Here is a 15,760-nt window from a genome sequence, read left to right on the forward strand (position 1 = left end):
GTCAGCTTTATAACGACAAATAGTAATACTAATAAGGTTTACCCATATGTCTGAACACAAACGCCCCCTGCGCTCCGCCCAATGGTTCGGCACAGCCGACAAGAATGGCTTCATGTACCGCAGCTGGATGAAGAACCAGGGCATCCCCGACCATGAATTCCAAGGCAAGCCGATCATCGGCATCTGCAATACCTGGTCGGAGCTCACCCCATGCAACGCTCACTTTCGCAAGATCGCCGAACACGTGAAAAAGGGGGTGCTGGAGGCCGGCGGCTTTCCGGTAGAGTTCCCGGTGTTCTCCAGTGGCGAGTCCAACCTGCGCCCGACCGCGATGCTCACCCGCAACCTGGCCAGCATGGATGTGGAAGAAGCGATCCGTGGCAATCCGGTGGACGCGGTAGTGCTGCTGACCGGCTGCGACAAGACCACCCCGGCCTTGCTGATGGGCGCCGCCAGTTGCGACGTGCCGGCGATCGTGGTCACCGGCGGGCCGATGCTCAACGGCAAGCACAAGGGCAAGGACATCGGCGCCGGGACCATCGTCTGGCAGATGCACGAGGCCTACAAGGCCGGTCAGATCGGCCTTGACGAGTTCCTCTCGGCCGAAGCCGGCATGTCGCGCTCGGCAGGGACCTGCAACACCATGGGCACGGCTTCGACCATGGCCTGCATGGCCGAGGCGCTGGGCACCTCGCTGCCGCACAACGCCGCCATCCCGGCGGTCGATGCGCGCCGCTACGTGCTTGCGCACCTGTCGGGCATGCGTATCGTCGACATGGTCCATGAAGACTTGCGCCTGTCGAAGATCCTCACCCGCGAAGCGTTCGAGAACGCCATCCGCGTCAATGCCGCCATCGGTGGCTCGACCAATGCGGTGATCCACCTCAAGGCGATCGCGGGGCGCATCGGTGTCGACCTGTGCCTGGAAGACTGGACCCGCATTGGCCGCGGCACACCGACCGTGGTCGACCTGCAACCGTCGGGGCGCTTCCTCATGGAAGAGTTCTATTATGCTGGCGGCCTGCCCGCCGTGATCCGTCGCCTCGGCGAGCACGGCCTGCTGCCCAACCCCGCCGCGCTCACTGCCAATGGCAAGAGCTTGTGGGACAACTGCCAGGCCGCCCCGCTGTACGATGAAGACGTCATCCGGCCGATCGAGCGGCCACTGGTGGCCGATGGAGGTATCTGCATCCTGCGCGGCAACCTGGCGCCCAAGGGCGCGGTGCTCAAGCCCTCGGCGGCGACCCCGGCGCTGATGCAGCATCGGGGCCGAGCGGTGGTGTTCGAGCATTTCGAGGACTACAAGGCTCGCATCAATGATCCCGAGCTGGATGTCGACGCCAACTCGGTGCTGGTGATGAAGCATTGCGGTCCCAAGGGCTACCCGGGCATGGCCGAAGTGGGCAACATGGGTCTGCCGGCCAAGCTGTTGGCACAGGGCGTGACCGACATGGTGCGTATCTCCGATGCGCGCATGAGTGGCACCGCCTACGGCACCGTGGTGCTGCACGTGGCCCCGGAAGCGGCCGCGGGCGGGCCTTTGGCGGCGGTACGCGAAGGCGACTGGATCGAGCTGGACTGCCAGGCAGGCCGCCTGCACCTGGATATTTCAGATGAGGAACTGGCCGGCCGCCTGGCCGACCTGCAACTCCCGCCACAACTGATCACTGGCGGCTATGCGAAACTGTACCTGGACCATGTGATGCAGGCCGACGAAGGTTGCGACTTCGACTTCCTGGTCGGTTGCCGTGGCGCGGCAGTGCCTAGGCATTCGCATTGAATCGGCTGCGGCCCCGTCGTCGACCAGCCGGCGACGGGGCCGATACGGTCGCAGAAGTGCTATGATGCCCAGCCCCGCTCCAAGGCCGCTGTTGCCCCACATGAACTACCGACAACCCAGCACGCGCAAAAGCATGCACGCCACCCTGGTCCAGGACCTCGGCTTGCAGATCGTATCCGGCGAACTCGCCCCTGGGCAGAAGCTGCCCTCCGAGACCAACCTGTGCGAGACCTACCAGATCAGCCGGCCGGTATTCCGCGAGGCCATGCGTGCCCTCACCGCCAAGGGCCTGGTCGAAGCCCGCCCCCGGGTCGGCACCCTGGTGCGTCCGCGCCATGACTGGCACATGCTCGACCCTGATGTGCTGCATTGGTTGATGCAGGCCACCCCGCAGCAGGAGTTCTTCAATACCTTGTCCAGCGTACGCTGGGTCATCGAACCTGCTGCCGCTGCGCTGGCCGCCAGCAACGCCACCCCCGAGGACATCGAGGCGATCAGCGAGGCCTACCAGCGCATGGAGGCCGCGCGTAGCCATGAAGAGCGCCTGCAACCCGACCTGGACTTCCACGGCCGTATCGCCGATGCCACACATAACGACCTGCTCGCCTACCTCTGCAACATGCTGTCGCTGGCCTTGCGAGAGTCGATGCGTTGCTCGAACCAGCGGCCCAATTTCGATGAGCTGGCCCTGCCTCGGCATAAAGCGATCCTCACCGCCATCCGCAACGGCGATGCGCTGGGCGCGCGGCATGCCACGCTCGTGCAGCTCGAAGACGCTCGGGTGGCATTGAACAAAGTGTTGGGGAAAGATCCGGTCAGCTGAAGGCAGCCTGCCCAGGCCCAGCTTCGCCGCCCCCGGCAGATCGGGTCTTTCCAGCAGAAACGGGATGCCATTGGCCCCCGGCAGCAGGCGCGCGGGGGTGCGGCACAGGCTTGCTGGTGCTGCCAGCCGGCCAATATGACCATCGCCGTAGGCTGTGCGAGCTGCCGTAACGACCTGGCCAGGCGGCGATGTCCCTTCAGCTCCTCCGTTTGGCAGGCGATCCTATCGTCGCCCCGATGTATGTTGCAGCGCCACTGGCGGCACCGATAGCGGCGCCAACGGAGCCGAAGGCCCCGGACACCAGCTCCATATCTCGTATTGACAGTTCACGCATTTTACTTCCCCTTTTTTGGTTGCCACGATTATTTATCGTAAAATCAATGATTTCGTTATGTTCCCGATTATTAATGCAAGCGGAAGCAAGATCAGAATAGGCGTTGCACGCTTTCTGTCATAGCGCCGCCCCTTTGCATGCAATAGCGCCACATAAGCCCCAAATAAAACCACATAGACTAGCAGGCTAGGAATTAGAATCAAAAAAAAGTCTGAAATTGGCCCCAATGTAAATTTAGCCCCAAGAAAATCAATAGACCATACACCACCAACTTCCACCCTTCACCTCCAAGAAACCAAGAACAATCAAATCTTGATCCGCGCAAACTCATTTACGCCTCAATGTCAGTTAACCCATTTCCCCGTAACGGAATAAATAGGCTCAAGAGCCCACTCATAAAGCCTGCGCTTATCCTGGATAATATCTGCCTCCAACAACATGCCGACCTGCAGACGTTGCGGCGCCCCATAGACCGTTAAACTTTGGGATTCAAGTCCAAGAGTTACACGGTAAAACAACTCACTGACATCGGCAGGGTCCTGTAGCACACTTGCAATGTGCGCAGGAAGTTCCTGAACTGCATAGGGGCTTTTCGCCACATCCAGCACCCGTGCCCGTGCTGACCCGAATTTCTGGTAGGGATAGGCGGCATAGCGCATCAGTGCAGTCTGGCCAGGCTCAATAAACCCAGCCTGTCGCGGGGAAACATAAACATGGGCCGTTAGTTCCGCCTCGTGCGGGATCAGGCTCGCCAGCAGCGTCCCGGCCATAACCTGTTGACCAGGCTGGATATTCACGCCAGTAACATACCCACGAAAAGGAGCCGAGATGATCTGTCCAACGCGCACATCGTTTTCGGCCCGTTCTTGCCTGACGAGCGCAATGGCATTGTCAATGTCGGAAACATCAGCCTGAAATCGGAGCTCAGTTTCCTCGCGCTGAGCCAGGAGATCGATTCTCTCCCGGTCCAAACTCGCCTGGGCGCGGCGCAACGTCTGTTGCTGCCCGCGCAAGGTCAACAATTCCGCTTCGGCCTGCTGTAGTTGTGCAATTGAAATGAGTTCTCTGATACCAACTCCTCCTGGCGCTTCAGGTGCGTCTGAGCCAATGCCACGCGACGCCCCTGCAACTGAATTTCTTCATCCAGACGAGTCAGTTCTTCATCGATAGCGCGCAGCCGATTGTCGAGCATCCGACGTTGCGCAACGGCTCGGTTGTCGGCCAGCACTCGATTGCTCTCCAACAAGCGCAAGCGCTGCTCCAACTGCTCTGAGATCAGTTTTTGCGTGCCGCCCGCCGCACTGAGTCGTTCACCAGAAACGACAAAGAGGACATCTCCCTGCTCAACAGCTTGCCCTTCCATTACCCGGACTTCGGAGATGAAACCCACAGCACTTGAGGAAAGGCGCAGCATACCGCGCTCCGGCATCAGCAAGCTCGTGACCGTTGCCTTCCGTGTGTAGGTACCGAAATATGAAAAAACCCCTACGGTAGCGACCAGGATAATCGCCATGAGGGCAGCCACTGCATAGCCTACAGGCTGGTGAATGAGCACACGGCCCTGATGCCCCGATTGACTCCCCGCACTGGCTTCGGGGCGAAAGAGGGGTGCTCAGTTGAATCACTTACTGCTCCATGCAAAACCTGTTGCTCCGTCAAGGTCACGTCTCAAGGCCGTAAAACCTAACGAAAACAGCAAGATAAGTTCAAGGGACAAATTATTGCCAAATTTCCTGGAGCACCGTCGCGATGGCGAGCCCCAACCACACCAGTCGCCATTCGGCTCGAATCACGTAGATCAGATTGGCGACTGCTGGCAAGGTAAAGGCCAGCAGTGCCATGCGCTCCCCCATACAACGCGCGATCTGCTGCATCAGTGCGGTCGGCAGATGCGCTGATGAAGGCATTCCGGGCGTGAGCTGGAGTTCGGCCAAACCGGTACGCTGCACGGCCACGAGCCGCTCTGCCGGCTTGAGCACTGCCAGTGGCAGATGCAGTCAGCATGGCGGCGAAGAAACGCCACCATCGCGCGCCTCCGACCAGATGAAGGGCCAACCCAGCAGAGCGAGCGCGCCTCCAAAGAAAATCAGGTAGGTCAGCCACCGACCGCGTGTTCCGTAGAATTGCCGCACCGTCTGGCATGACGGCCCTAGGAAGGCCGCCAGCAGATCGCGGCCCGTTGTACGGGTCGCAGAGTTCCTCCGGCTTGCCTGGTCTGCGCTTCTCGCGACCGACGAGGGCTGCTGTTGGACGAGGCGCAGCAGTTGCAAGGGTGAGCTGCCCAGTTCCACGCCGAACGGCGCCATCTGATAGGCCAGGACGCATAGGCGACTACCAACAGCAGCCACCATCCGGCCGCGACCAGCGCGGCGCCCTGCAGGTACATCAGCGGAACACCGCTATCGGGGATGTGCCCCCATGAACGCCAGCAGTCCGAGCGCGGCCAGAAGCGGCTTCTGCAAGTGCCTGTCCGCAAGGATGAAGCCACCCCAGGCGCGCCAGGCCCATTTGGGCGCCGCCCTGCAACAGTGGGCCACGTTTCTCACTGAGCCATCCGGCGTCGGCCCATCCGCCGCAGCGTCCTGCTGCCTGTCTGTTCCACTCCCGCTGTCGTCACCAGTCAGGGATTTCATTTATCCAACCCACAGGAGGTTTGTCCATGCACTACACACGATGAGATGCAGCCCGATCTTCCCACAGGTAGCAAGGTGGACGTCTCATGCCGAGGCAAGGGGTGTGCTGAGCACCCAGCCCTTCGCCCTTCGGGGATCTTGGGTCAGCGAGTTGGCAACAACACTAACCGATGCCCCTCTCAGCAAGACGCCACACCTCTACACAGGAGACCGATGTGGATGATTTGACCTGGACGCTGAAACAGCTGTGCCGACGCAACCTTGACGGCAGCTTTGCCACGCAGGCTGACCGGCAGCGCTCCCTGACGCTGATGGCCCGTCAGCTGCGCGACGCGGGGTTCAACCAGTAGCAGGCACAGGGACTGCCGACCGGCACCCTCAAAAACCGCCTGAGTCACCTGCGCTGGTGGGCAGAGAAAATCGGCAAGGCCGGCCTGCTACCTGCCGACAACCGCCAGCTCGGCATTCCCGAGCGCAAGTACAGCAGCAACCAGAGCACCTCGCTGGCTCAGCAACCGTATCGCTGGCCTATGCTGCCTCCGCTCTCAAAGGGAAATGGCAAAGGGCCTCAAAGGTTGCGACAAGGGAAGGGGCTCAAGGGTCAAAGGCCCTATCCGAAAAGGCCAAAAGGCTCAAAAGCCGCTCTCCCAGCAGGTGCGCTCCCGCACCTGGCCGGCGTTTCCCGGCTTTCAATAGTGATAACGGCAGGCGGCAATCAGCAGCGCTTCATCCGTCACCGAATACACAAACCGATGCTCGGCAGTGATCCGCCTCGACCAGAACCCCGCCAGGTTGTGGCGCAGCGGCTCCGGCTTGCCCTTGCCCTCGAAAGGGGTGCGGCGGGTCTCCTTGATCAGCTCGTTGATCTTCTGGACCATCCGCTTATCCGTATCCTGCCAGTACAGATAATCTTCCCAGGCTTGTTCAGACCAGATCAGCTTCACTCGGCGATATCCCGCTCGGCACCCTGACCTCGCTTGAGGCTGTCAATCGAATCCATCAGTCGGCGCGCGTTAGCCGGAGAGCGCAGCAGGTAAGCCGTTTCCTCCAACGCGTTGTATTCCTCCAAGGACATCAACACACACGCCTCGCCGTTCTGGCGGGTAATCAGGGTCGGTGCGCGATCCTCGACGGTCTGCACCATGGTGGCCGACAGATTCTGCCGGGCTTCGGTATAGCTGATAGTGCGCATGGCAACCTCTCTTTCATACATGTACAGCTCATTGTACATAAGAAGAAATCGTATTACCAGATTCCCGCATCACTAGCGCTCATGGATGGGACAGTTACCGCGCAGGTGATCGAATACGTCATGGGCGCAATGTTTTTGGTACTACCGATGTTTTTTCTCGGCGCGATGAGCTGGGCGGGTTACAACGTTGGCAGCAACGTTCAAAGCTTGCTAACTCAAGGCGCAGAAAGCGCCAAACTCCAAGCAGGAAAAGGATCGTCCCAAATCGTTGGAGGCGCCCAAAAGCTCAAGTAATGAAAACTAACGAAGTGATCCGTGATCATCGTACATTTCAGGATACTTGAAACGATGACGAGGATGGCCTACCTCAAAGACATCGGGCTCATTGTCGGGTGCAGAAATAGGCAGTGCCGCTATGGTCCACAAAGCAACCATTCCGATTGCTATGACCAACGCAAATGACGCAACAGCGAGCAATAGGAGCAGCTTGAAAAGCTGCAAAGCGATTTGCCGATATTTGAACGGCACTGAAGCCAATATGTTGGAGTGCAACACTGACAATTCGAGGCGGCGCACCATCCGACCAGCACCAACCGCAGCACTGATGAGATGCCTGCCGATGCCGGTCCGGCCAGAAGTCGAAGATGCTGAAGTCGACATTTGATTGCCTCCGATACCCGTCACTGCGATTGCGGCCAAGCCGCTACCGCCAATTTGGATCCAAGCTCTAGCTTACTCCTCCGTCGCTAAATTCCATGACCGTTGATCACTTGGACTACGCGGATTATCGCCGGTGGCGCTCATTGGACATGCAACATTGCCTCCACCGAAAAGCGCCATTGACGCTACATCGGTTCGCTTGGTAAACCAATTATGCAATCGCTGGTTTTCCAGCCCCAGGTAGCCAATAACCTTTGAGGCTACGTCACGATGTGATGGTTACCCTAAAATGCGATTCGCGTTCGGCAGCTCGCATGGTCACCGTTCCCCGGTGATGGACGCTTTCTAATCCGCTGGGTTCGCTGACCGTGCGTCTTCGTTGCACCCTACTCACATCCATTCCAGTGCTGGGAACTCTCCCACACGGGGTGGCGTTCCTCCGCACCCTCTGGAGGATCTCATCATGCTGCGTTTCACAGGCACTGAACTTCACGCCGTGTTGGCCTAGGCCGGTATCAATGGTTGCAGATTGATATTGATGAAGGACCATGGTGTCTACCTCATGTCCGAGATCGGCGAAAGCAAACCGGATGGCGGTGGCCGCAAACGCGTGGCCTATGCCACCGGCTGCAACCCCAACGTCGACGACTTCGACACCTGCTGGAATCGCGCCCGCGATGAATTCGGCGGCGATGATTTTGCCGAGTACTTCGACATCGACGACCCTGTCCTTGCCAGCCTTCGCGGCACCACAGGATCGCTGGTGGTAGAGGCCACTTCCACCCACCTGTACCTGGCCGCCGAGGTTGATCCGGTAGGCAAGTCTTGAACGCAGAAGCGAGCTCTATGCGTACCCAGAGCGGCACCTTAACCGGGCCTCTCTGGGCGCCTCTCGCATCCATCATCAGTCGGTTGAGGATCGCCGTTTGTCAGGAGTCCAAGGACGGAAGTCTTCGCTGGAACTCTCTGGATAGAGCCCTCCATATGAGGTAGGGGATCGGAGATTGACCTCACGTCCAAGCGCGGTTTAATACATGGACGCACCCTGCTCAACGCCTTGCTCGGATTGAGCAGATCCATGCACAAACCTCACATCAGGTGTCGCGGGATCAGCTACGCGGAGGTCCAATGTCCAGGATGAAGCGCTTTTCCGATGCGGTGGTGCTGAGCCCAGGCGTTTGGCAGCAGTTCATTGAACCTGCCGCAGGCGAGGAACCGATTGGACAGTCAGGCCTGCGCTTGGCAGACCTGCTCAACAGCGTGCTGACTTCGGCACCGCGTGCTTCACACTGTCCCATCGAGCTGCAACTCGACCGCTTGCGGCACAACGGCACTTCAGTATCTGCTCACCTGCCGCAGCTTCAGCTGGCTCGCATCACGCCACACAGGGGCCCGTCTTATCTGCTTATCCGGCTACCCGGCGAGATCGTAGTGGATATCGCCGCCCTCTAACCCCGCAGCACCGCTACTGCCTGACCACCCCACCGGGAACCCTTCCCGGCTGGGCAGCGTTCCCCCTACACGCCCGGAGAACGCCATGTCAGATGTCTATCTGGATGTCACCAACAAGATCATCAGCGCCTTGAGCCAAGGCGTGATCCCCTGGATCAAACCTTGGACCACCACCGGTTCAAATGCTGACTCCCCTTTTCCAATCAACGCCATCACCAGACGCCCCTACGCCGGAATCAACATTCCACTGCTGTGGGCCGAGGCACGCCTGCGAGGTTTCACCCAGGAGCGCTGGCTGACCTTCAACCAGGCACGCAAAGCTGGTGGCCATGTACGCAAGGGCGAGCATTCCACCCTCGCGGTGCGGTACAAACCTATGAGCAAGGAGGCGCACGACGAGGATGGTCAGGTCGTTCGCGATGACCAAGGCAATATCAAGATGGTGCAGTTCGCCCTCTTGCGCACGCACTGCCTGTTCAACATCGAGCAGACCGAAGGCTTGCCTGACGAGGAGCCAGCCCCTGCGGAGCTCACCGAGCCGCCCGCCTTCATCGACCATGCCCCGGCCGAGCAGTTGCTGCTAGCCACCGGCGCGCAGATCGAGCATTGCTACGGCGATAGCGCGTTCTATCAGCCGCTGCGCGATCGCATCCAACTGCCCACCAAGGCCCAATTCGAGGACGTCGGTAGCTACTACGCGACGGCCCTGCATGAGCTGACTCATTGGTCGGGCCATCGATCGCGCCTGAATCGCGATGGCATCACCGGCGGGCACGCGTTCGGTTCCGCAGCCTATGCTTTCGAGGAGTTGGTCGCGGAAATGGGTGCAGCGTTTCTCTGCGCACTGACCGGCACCCAGGGAGAATTGCGCCACGAGGAGTACCTGGACTCCTGGCTGAAGATCCTCAAGGAAGACAAGCGTGCGATTTTCCGCGCCAGTGGCCAGGCCCGTGAGGCCTCGGAGTTCCTGCTAGCACTGCAGGCCGACCGCACCACAGAAGCGTCGGAGCGACTCACGGCGTGATTTCCCTCAACCAGCAAAAAGGCTCCGATTCGGGGCCTTTGTTTTTTCTGCAGGGTCAGCATTGACCGCTAGTGCGGAATCGATTACTCCAGCCAGCTCTCGACGACGTCCGAGCCGTGTTCCTGCTTCCATTGCTTCAGTATCTTGTGATTGCCACCCTTGGTTTCCACGACCTCGCCACTGTGCGGGTTCTTGTAGCGCTTGACCTCGCGCGGCTTGCGCTGAGCGCCGCTCGACACGCTTGCGGCACTCACGCTCACGCCCTTCGACGGGTCCAGAATGGTAATCACCTGGCGCAGGCTCATGCCGTACTCTTCCAGCAAGGCTTTCAGCTTCTGTTCAAACTCGATCTCCTGCTTCAGGCCGGAATCGTTTTTCATCGCATCCAGCTGTTGAAGTTGCGTGGCCAGCTGCGCTTCCAGTGCTTTGAATTCGGCAAGTTTGGACATGAAAAATCTTTCCTAGGTATGAGACACGTGAAGGAATACTAACTGAGACACACTCAATATCCGAATATTAATTCCCAATCTAAGAGTCATTTCATGCTCATTAATTGCAAAACTCTGTGACCGATCAGTCAGCCAAGCTCTGACAGAGATGCGCCACCACTTCGCGAGGCGCCGCACTGCTGCCAATCTTGAACAAGATGTCGCGCTGGCTGCGCGGCATCTTTTTCGCACAGCGTTTGGCGGCAGACCGAATGGCAGCATCTGTGCCATGAATTCGGTCCGCCAGCAGCACGGTCAATACAGCATCACTCAGCGTCATCAGCGCCCCAGCTCAGAAATATGATGCCGGGCAGTCTACCCCCACTCCAAAGGGTCGGCTATGCCGATCGGTCGGCTAATTCGACGCGCCAGACTTCGGATTATCGCAATCGCGAAAAAGGCCAAGTCGGTAAACGGTAATGGTGTCAATGGAAGGGGGCTCAAGGGTAAGAGGCTTACCCGAAAAGGCAAAAGGACCTTTTAAACGCAAGGCAGGTACTGCAATGAAACGCTGGTGGTTCAAATCTCAAAAAGGCCTTCCCGAAGAGATCACCCCCGCCGCCGTGGGCTTTCATCAACCACTGTCGGCGGAGTTACTGCTCGCTGTCAGCCACCGGAAAAAGCTGCTCGAGCGCATCTGGCAATACACGGCCCTCTCCCCGCTACAGTTCGAACAACTCTACCTCGAACCGATTCGTCGCTACGCCACCTATGTACAGCAACTACCGGCCAGTGAGAGCCATCACCATGCCTATCCAGGTGGCATGCTCGACCACGGCTTGGAGCTGGTGGCATGCAGCCTGAAGTTGCGTCAGTCCTACTTACTCCCCAGTGGTGCCGCACCAGAAGACCAAGCCGCGCAGGCTGATGCCTGGAGCGCCGCCATTGCCTACGGCGCCCTGCTCCATGACGTTGGTAAAATTGCCGTCGATCTCCAAGTGGAGTATCAGGATGGTGAACGCTGGCACCCCTGGCACGGCCCTTTGGACCAGCCCTACCGCTTTCGCTACGTGGTCGGTCGCGACTACAAGCTGCACGGCGCCGCTACGGGGCTGCTGTACACACAGATTTTGTCCCCCCTCCAACTGGACTGGCTCAGCAACCATCCGGTCTTGTGGAGCCACCTACTCTTCCTGCTGGCCAACCACTACGAGCACGCCGGCACCCTCGGAGAGCTGGTGCTGCAAGCTGACCGGCTATCCACTGCGCAGAACATCGGTGCCAACCCCACCAAGGCCCTGCAGGCACCCAAACACTCACTGCAGCATCATCTGCTCACGGGCCTGCGCCACCTGGTCAAAAATGAGTTCAAACTGAACCAGCCCGGGGCGGCCGGCTGGCTCACTCAGGACCATCTCTGGCTGGTCAGCAAGACTGCCACCGACAAATTGCGTGCCTACCTGATCGCTCAGGCCATGGATGGCATCCCCTCCTCCAACATCGCCTTGTTCGATGAGTTGCAGTCACATGGGTTGGTGGATACGACACCCGAAGGCAAAGCGGTATGGAGCGCGACCGTAGCAGACGATAACTGGCAACATCGCTTTACCTTTCTTCGTCTGCAGCCAAGCCTTATCTGGGCCGATGAGCCTCGGCCACATTGCTTTAGTGGCACTGTTGAACCGATGATGGACCATTCCCTACCAACCAGTGAACCCAGCGAATCGAGCACTGATGCGCCGCAGACTGCTGCGGATGAAAAGCAGCCGACCACAGCGCACTTGGATGAGGATTTCCACTACCTTGACGACTTGTTGGATATGTTGGAGGAGCCGGGTCAGCTTGAAACTGAATCGAGTACTGGAAACGTGCAGTCCGCAACTGCGCCCCCCAGGATGCCATCGGGTTGGATTTTCTAGAGTGGCTGCGCGACGGTGTTCGCAGTCATCGATTGGTGATTAACGACAGCAACGCCAAGGTCCACACCGTGGAGGATACCTTTTTCCTGGTCACGCCGGGCATTTTCCAACGCTACGCCGCGGAGCATCCAGTGCAGGCGGAAAGGGACGGCAAGATCGCACCTTGGCGTCACTTCCAGCGTCACTTTGAGAGGCTGGGTATTGATTAGAAACGAGCAAATGGACAGAACATATGGGCCTGCGCGGTAAGAGGCCCTCGCAAAAAAAGCATCCTGAATGGCTACCTTATTCTCGACGCAGCACGCATTGCCGACGTCACTCCAACTTCAGATCCATTCCTCTCACTGCAGCCCTGACGATTGGTACGTAAAACTGCGATAGAAGCTGGTTGCGCTCGTATTCACCTTAATCGTAATCATTCACGCCAAGGCGCTTCCGATGGCCTAACTTCCTGTGCTCTCGCTGCTGAAACACAAAAAAAGTGTGGTTCGACATATCTAAAATGGTCTTGAAAATGGCTTTGCTAAGTCACGTCGATAATTGTAAGACGATGGAAACCTTTCTGCGCCTAGACCAGCGAGGGGCACCGTGAATTCAAGACCGAGAGCATCACCCCCGAATGCAATGAAGGCACAGCCGGACCGCCATCAAAGGGAGGCCCGTCTTCGACCATGGCTAAAGCACCGGTTCGGCAACGGCTTGCACCGTTCCATCCCATATTGGTAACTGAATATTTGCCAGATGTTCATCGTCGACCACGAACGCAAGACTGTATCGCGCGCGAGTGATAGCCACATACAGTTTGTTTCTGGACTCCTCCGTTTTGTCCTTGTCAAACACCCTGTGATCTCCCGCTAGGTACTTGAGATGCTTCTCCGGTGAGACAATCAACACCCGGTCGAAACCAAGCCCCTTGCTTGACCCAAAGGTGTGACAGGACAGGCCTGGCGGCAGGTAGCCCTTCCCCATCGATGATGACCACCGCAATACCTGAGGCTTGAACGTAGCGAGATAATCGCTCACCTGCGATGGCTTGATGACGAAGACGCCGTAGTGATGCGAGACCTCATCAGGAACTCTCTCCACCTCTGATTTCGTTTTCTCATAGAAGCCAGGGTGGATGGTATCGGATAGGTCGCAGATTTCCTGAATGCATCGGCGATTCTTCGGCAGCGAGCGGTGCTCAAACTTCAAGCTTTGAAAATACTCAATCTTCTCCAGCGGCGCCTCAGGTGCCTTATGGCCGAAAGTAGTCGTGTAAATGGTTTGACGAAAATCGCCAACACAGCAAATCGAGTCAGGCATCACCTTACTCAGCGATTTGATGACGTCGTAATCCCACCCCACTAAATCCTGCACTTCGTCAAAAAAGACACGCTGATAAATGTCTTTCAACCGTTTGGCAGGGGCATTCTTAGTCTTCGTCGCAACCCTTGTGGCTAATTTTGCCAACAGCCCTGTATAGGCTTTCGTTTTGCAAGCCGTGAGAAAATGCAAAGGGTTCAGATCATTGCCAATTTTTTCTCCCCGGTTGGGTAACCACTTCGTCGTACCAGGCCTCAGGTGAGGGTTATGCTCCGTGAATGCGACGGCAGTGATGCGCTCAGAGAACACAACATTCTGGTAAGGCCTCACCAAATCTTCCAGATAAAAGGTGAATAGGCCTTTAACGACAAAATCTTCACTGCTACTGCCATACACCTCCACAAAGCGAGAACGCAGCTCGGCTTGGTTACTCGTCGTGTAAGTAACGACCAAGACGCGCCCACCCGCCTCGATCACCTCAATAGCGTCTTTGATGATTTTATGGGTTTTGCCTGACCCGGCTCCGGCGATCCAGAATTCATTAGCCAAAGTCGAACACCTCATCCAGGAATGCCGGATACTTGAAGTCCAGGCTCCCATCGAACAATTTTATTGCCGAATCGACCTTGCGCGCGCCCTTGCCATTACCCTTGACGCTTCGGAACCACTTGATCAGAAAATCACGCCGTTTATCCAAGCTAGCCTCTTCCATGTAGAGCTTGTTGGTCTGCGTGGATAATACCTCCTTAGCGAAGGCGTCCAGCGTTTTCAGGTCGGTAGAGTTCGCATGGATCATTGCGGGCTCAAGCGAAAATTCCTCATCCTTAGCCGAAGATATGAGTTTGATGTTTGCAAAGGCCGCATAGTCTTCACGAGCCTTCACGACGTTGTTCTGGTAGTCGCCATCGTTATCCCTGAGGACGTTGATCCGTGTGCCGATCTCTTTACCAACAGAGATGAAGGTATCGAACCCGACTCCGCGTACCACAATGATATCGATGCCATCCTGCTCCGGCAGACGGTCATGCTTACGGTAGTAAATCTTTTTGAGCACCAACTCGTCGGATGGACCTTCTACCAGAATGACTTTGCGCGAAAGCGCCACCCGCAACGTGTCATAGCCTGGCAACCGTTTGAGCGTCTTGACGACATCGGGATCCAGCTTGTGAAGACGCTGGTAGCCCGATTGCACAAGGCAGATTTTATCAATGCTCAGCTTGTTAAGAACGTACGAGCTGTGGGTAGTGAGGAACAGTTGCTTGGCACCCCGCTGCTTCTCAATGTAGTGCACCAGCTTGTTGAGATTGGTGTGCGAGAGGTGGTTTTCCGGCTCCTCCATCATCACCAAGTCGATGTCCTTCGACTTGTTCTGAATGGCGAGCTTGATTTGCACATTGCTCTGCTCACCTTTCCCGATGAACTGGAATGGCACGTCATCCACCTCAAGCTGCAGACCCGTCTGGATCGAACCAGCGGGCAAAGTGCTCGCGGCGATGGAGAGCTTTTTGTCTGTGATCAGGTGATCTGCATCCAGGCCCGCGTTGACCGCTTTGACCTCACCCGAATCATTGAACACCTGCTGATTTTCGCGGTAGTTGAGGGTCAGCTTGACTAGCTCTTCCTTGTCCAATGCGGTGTTCAAGATCGTCGAAATGTACTGATTTTTGCCCAGCGTGGGATGGATACGGGTCGGATCGATGTACAGCGCCCTGAATTTCTTGGCCACAGCCTTGATGGGGTTCCATCCGAAATCCAGCCACTCCAATTTGTAGAACTCGATTGGAATGCTCGTGATGTTTGGATTCGTTTTCAGGTAGTCGGCATAGACGTCCTCAAGCGTGACATCGAAGCATGCTTGCACCGTGACGCCTTGGGTATCAAGCTTCTGGAAGTTGTTCGCCCCTCGATAGTCAGGCACACCATCGATGAATGCCTCAATCACAAGATTAGGCAGGTGCTTGGCTGATTTGTCAGATGCCAAGAACTGCTGGACAGCGTCCTTGTTGAAGATGTCTGGTGTGAACTCGGTGTTAAAGGGACGACCACGATAGTTATTATTGAGTACGATTTCCAAAGCCTCCAAAATCGTACTCTTACCGGCATTATTATCGCCTACGAAGATGTTAACGTCATCATTGAACTCAAGGTGATCATCTTTGAATTTCTTAAAATTGGTCAGCTTAATCGATTTAACGCGCACTCTAATTCCC

The 15,760-nt window shown here is 57.3% G+C and carries 15 protein-coding genes and 3 pseudogenes; 8 read left to right on the forward strand and 10 right to left on the reverse strand.

Annotation, left to right across the window (positions count from 1 at the left end):
• Positions 1-46 precede the first annotated feature (46 nt).
• Both ACY8GK_RS08065 and ACY8GK_RS08070 read left to right on the forward strand, forming a co-directional pair.
• Positions 47-1,780: an IlvD/Edd family dehydratase gene (locus ACY8GK_RS08065; RefSeq protein WP_196180520.1), complete on the forward strand. Its 1,734-nt coding sequence runs from the start codon at positions 47-49 to the stop codon at positions 1,778-1,780.
• A gap of 100 nt (positions 1,781-1,880) precedes the next feature.
• Positions 1,881-2,603 (forward strand): FadR/GntR family transcriptional regulator, encoded by a 723-nt coding sequence (locus tag ACY8GK_RS08070; RefSeq protein WP_196180518.1) that lies wholly within the window; start codon positions 1,881-1,883, stop codon positions 2,601-2,603.
• Between the two features lie 678 nt (positions 2,604-3,281).
• Here ACY8GK_RS08070 and ACY8GK_RS08075 read toward each other — a convergent pair.
• From ACY8GK_RS08075 to ACY8GK_RS08085, 3 genes are all read right to left on the reverse strand, one after another.
• The gene (locus ACY8GK_RS08075) at positions 3,282-3,959 is read right to left on the reverse strand and encodes an HlyD family efflux transporter periplasmic adaptor subunit (RefSeq protein WP_462402787.1); all 678 of its coding nucleotides are present in this window, start codon (positions 3,957-3,959) and stop codon (positions 3,282-3,284) included.
• Entirely contained in the window at positions 3,953-4,450 is a 498-nt protein-coding gene (locus ACY8GK_RS08080; protein ID WP_462402788.1) for an HlyD family secretion protein, read from the reverse strand. The genes ACY8GK_RS08075 and ACY8GK_RS08080 overlap by 7 nt, the downstream gene beginning before the upstream one ends.
• Positions 4,451-4,655: 205 nt before the next feature.
• The gene (locus ACY8GK_RS08085) at positions 4,656-4,892 is read right to left on the reverse strand and encodes a hypothetical protein (RefSeq protein WP_196180514.1); all 237 of its coding nucleotides are present in this window, start codon (positions 4,890-4,892) and stop codon (positions 4,656-4,658) included.
• Positions 4,893-5,785: 893 nt separating this feature from the next.
• Between ACY8GK_RS08085 and ACY8GK_RS08090 the strand changes: the two are divergent.
• Positions 5,786-6,067 (forward strand): annotated as a pseudogene (locus ACY8GK_RS08090) (integrase); the annotation flags it as partial.
• A gap of 192 nt (positions 6,068-6,259) precedes the next feature.
• On the opposite strand, the gene ACY8GK_RS08095 reads toward ACY8GK_RS08090, so the two are convergent.
• Both ACY8GK_RS08095 and yefM read right to left on the reverse strand, forming a co-directional pair.
• Positions 6,260-6,514, reverse strand: a complete 255-nt coding sequence (locus ACY8GK_RS08095) for a Txe/YoeB family addiction module toxin (RefSeq protein ID WP_196180512.1) — start codon at positions 6,512-6,514, stop codon at positions 6,260-6,262.
• Positions 6,511-6,762 (reverse strand): YoeB-YefM toxin-antitoxin system antitoxin YefM, encoded by a 252-nt coding sequence (gene yefM, locus ACY8GK_RS08100; RefSeq protein WP_196180510.1) that lies wholly within the window; start codon positions 6,760-6,762, stop codon positions 6,511-6,513. Before yefM ends, ACY8GK_RS08095 begins: the two co-directional genes overlap by 4 nt.
• Before the next feature lie 81 nt (positions 6,763-6,843).
• On the opposite strand from yefM, the pseudogene ACY8GK_RS08105 reads away from it, so the two are divergent.
• Positions 6,844-7,056 (forward strand): annotated as a pseudogene (locus ACY8GK_RS08105) (conjugal transfer protein TraG N-terminal domain-containing protein); the annotation flags it as partial.
• A gap of 6 nt (positions 7,057-7,062) precedes the next feature.
• Here ACY8GK_RS08105 and ACY8GK_RS08110 read toward each other — a convergent pair.
• Positions 7,063-7,422: a hypothetical protein gene (locus ACY8GK_RS08110; RefSeq protein ID WP_462402789.1), complete on the reverse strand. Its 360-nt coding sequence runs from the start codon at positions 7,420-7,422 to the stop codon at positions 7,063-7,065.
• Between the two features lie 514 nt (positions 7,423-7,936).
• On the opposite strand from ACY8GK_RS08110, the gene ACY8GK_RS08115 reads away from it, so the two are divergent.
• The 3 genes from ACY8GK_RS08115 to ACY8GK_RS08125 all read left to right on the forward strand — a co-directional run bounded on the left by ACY8GK_RS08115 (position 7,937) and on the right by ACY8GK_RS08125 (position 9,898).
• Positions 7,937-8,251, forward strand: coding sequence for a DUF3085 domain-containing protein (locus tag ACY8GK_RS08115; protein ID WP_462402999.1), 315 nt, complete (start codon positions 7,937-7,939; stop codon positions 8,249-8,251).
• Between the two features lie 299 nt (positions 8,252-8,550).
• Positions 8,551-8,874, forward strand: a complete 324-nt coding sequence (locus ACY8GK_RS08120) for a hypothetical protein (RefSeq protein ID WP_462402790.1) — start codon at positions 8,551-8,553, stop codon at positions 8,872-8,874.
• 85 nt (positions 8,875-8,959) lie between these two features.
• Entirely contained in the window at positions 8,960-9,898 is a 939-nt protein-coding gene (locus ACY8GK_RS08125) for an ArdC family protein (RefSeq protein WP_462402791.1), read from the forward strand.
• Between the two features lie 83 nt (positions 9,899-9,981).
• Here ACY8GK_RS08125 and ACY8GK_RS08130 read toward each other — a convergent pair whose 3' ends face one another.
• Both ACY8GK_RS08130 and ACY8GK_RS08135 read right to left on the reverse strand, forming a co-directional pair.
• Positions 9,982-10,347, reverse strand: a complete 366-nt coding sequence (locus ACY8GK_RS08130; protein WP_462402792.1) for a histone-like nucleoid-structuring protein, MvaT/MvaU family — start codon at positions 10,345-10,347, stop codon at positions 9,982-9,984.
• Positions 10,348-10,471: 124 nt separating this feature from the next.
• Positions 10,472-10,666 carry a DUF7740 domain-containing protein gene (locus tag ACY8GK_RS08135; protein WP_462402793.1) on the reverse strand — a complete coding sequence of 65 codons (195 nt, stop codon included), beginning with the start codon at positions 10,664-10,666 and terminating at the stop codon, positions 10,472-10,474.
• A 223-nt stretch (positions 10,667-10,889) separates the two neighbouring features.
• On the opposite strand from ACY8GK_RS08135, the pseudogene mobH reads away from it, so the two are divergent.
• Positions 10,890-12,601, forward strand: a pseudogene (gene mobH / locus ACY8GK_RS08140) (MobH family relaxase).
• A 319-nt stretch (positions 12,602-12,920) separates the two neighbouring features.
• On the opposite strand, the gene ACY8GK_RS08145 reads toward mobH, so the two are convergent.
• Entirely contained in the window at positions 12,921-14,099 is a 1,179-nt protein-coding gene (locus ACY8GK_RS08145; RefSeq protein ID WP_462402794.1) for a UvrD-helicase domain-containing protein, read from the reverse strand.
• Positions 14,092-15,750: an ATP-dependent nuclease gene (locus ACY8GK_RS08150; RefSeq protein WP_462402795.1), complete on the reverse strand. Its 1,659-nt coding sequence runs from the start codon at positions 15,748-15,750 to the stop codon at positions 14,092-14,094. Before ACY8GK_RS08150 ends, ACY8GK_RS08145 begins: the two co-directional genes overlap by 8 nt.
• Positions 15,751-15,760: the final 10 nt, after the last annotated feature.

Source organism: Pseudomonas sp. Marseille-QA0332 (assembly GCF_054950175.1).

Bases quoted from the DNA above. Each gene is read 5' to 3' on its own strand.
- ACY8GK_RS08065 (WP_196180520.1), top strand. From the start codon at position 47: ATGTCTGAACACAAACGCCCCCTGCGCTCCGCCCAATGGTTCGGCACA.
- ACY8GK_RS08070 (WP_196180518.1), top strand. From the start codon at position 1,881: ATGAACTACCGACAACCCAGCACGCGCAAAAGCATGCACGCCACCCTG.
- ACY8GK_RS08080 (WP_462402788.1), bottom strand. From the start codon at position 4,450: ATGGCGATTATCCTGGTCGCTACCGTAGGGGTTTTTTCATATTTCGGT.
- yefM (WP_196180510.1), bottom strand. From the start codon at position 6,762: ATGCGCACTATCAGCTATACCGAAGCCCGGCAGAATCTGTCGGCCACC.
- ACY8GK_RS08110 (WP_462402789.1), bottom strand. From the start codon at position 7,422: ATGTCGACTTCAGCATCTTCGACTTCTGGCCGGACCGGCATCGGCAGG.
- ACY8GK_RS08120 (WP_462402790.1), top strand. From the start codon at position 8,551: ATGTCCAGGATGAAGCGCTTTTCCGATGCGGTGGTGCTGAGCCCAGGC.
- ACY8GK_RS08125 (WP_462402791.1), top strand. From the start codon at position 8,960: ATGTCAGATGTCTATCTGGATGTCACCAACAAGATCATCAGCGCCTTG.
- ACY8GK_RS08130 (WP_462402792.1), bottom strand. From the start codon at position 10,347: ATGTCCAAACTTGCCGAATTCAAAGCACTGGAAGCGCAGCTGGCCACG.
- ACY8GK_RS08135 (WP_462402793.1), bottom strand. From the start codon at position 10,666: ATGACGCTGAGTGATGCTGTATTGACCGTGCTGCTGGCGGACCGAATT.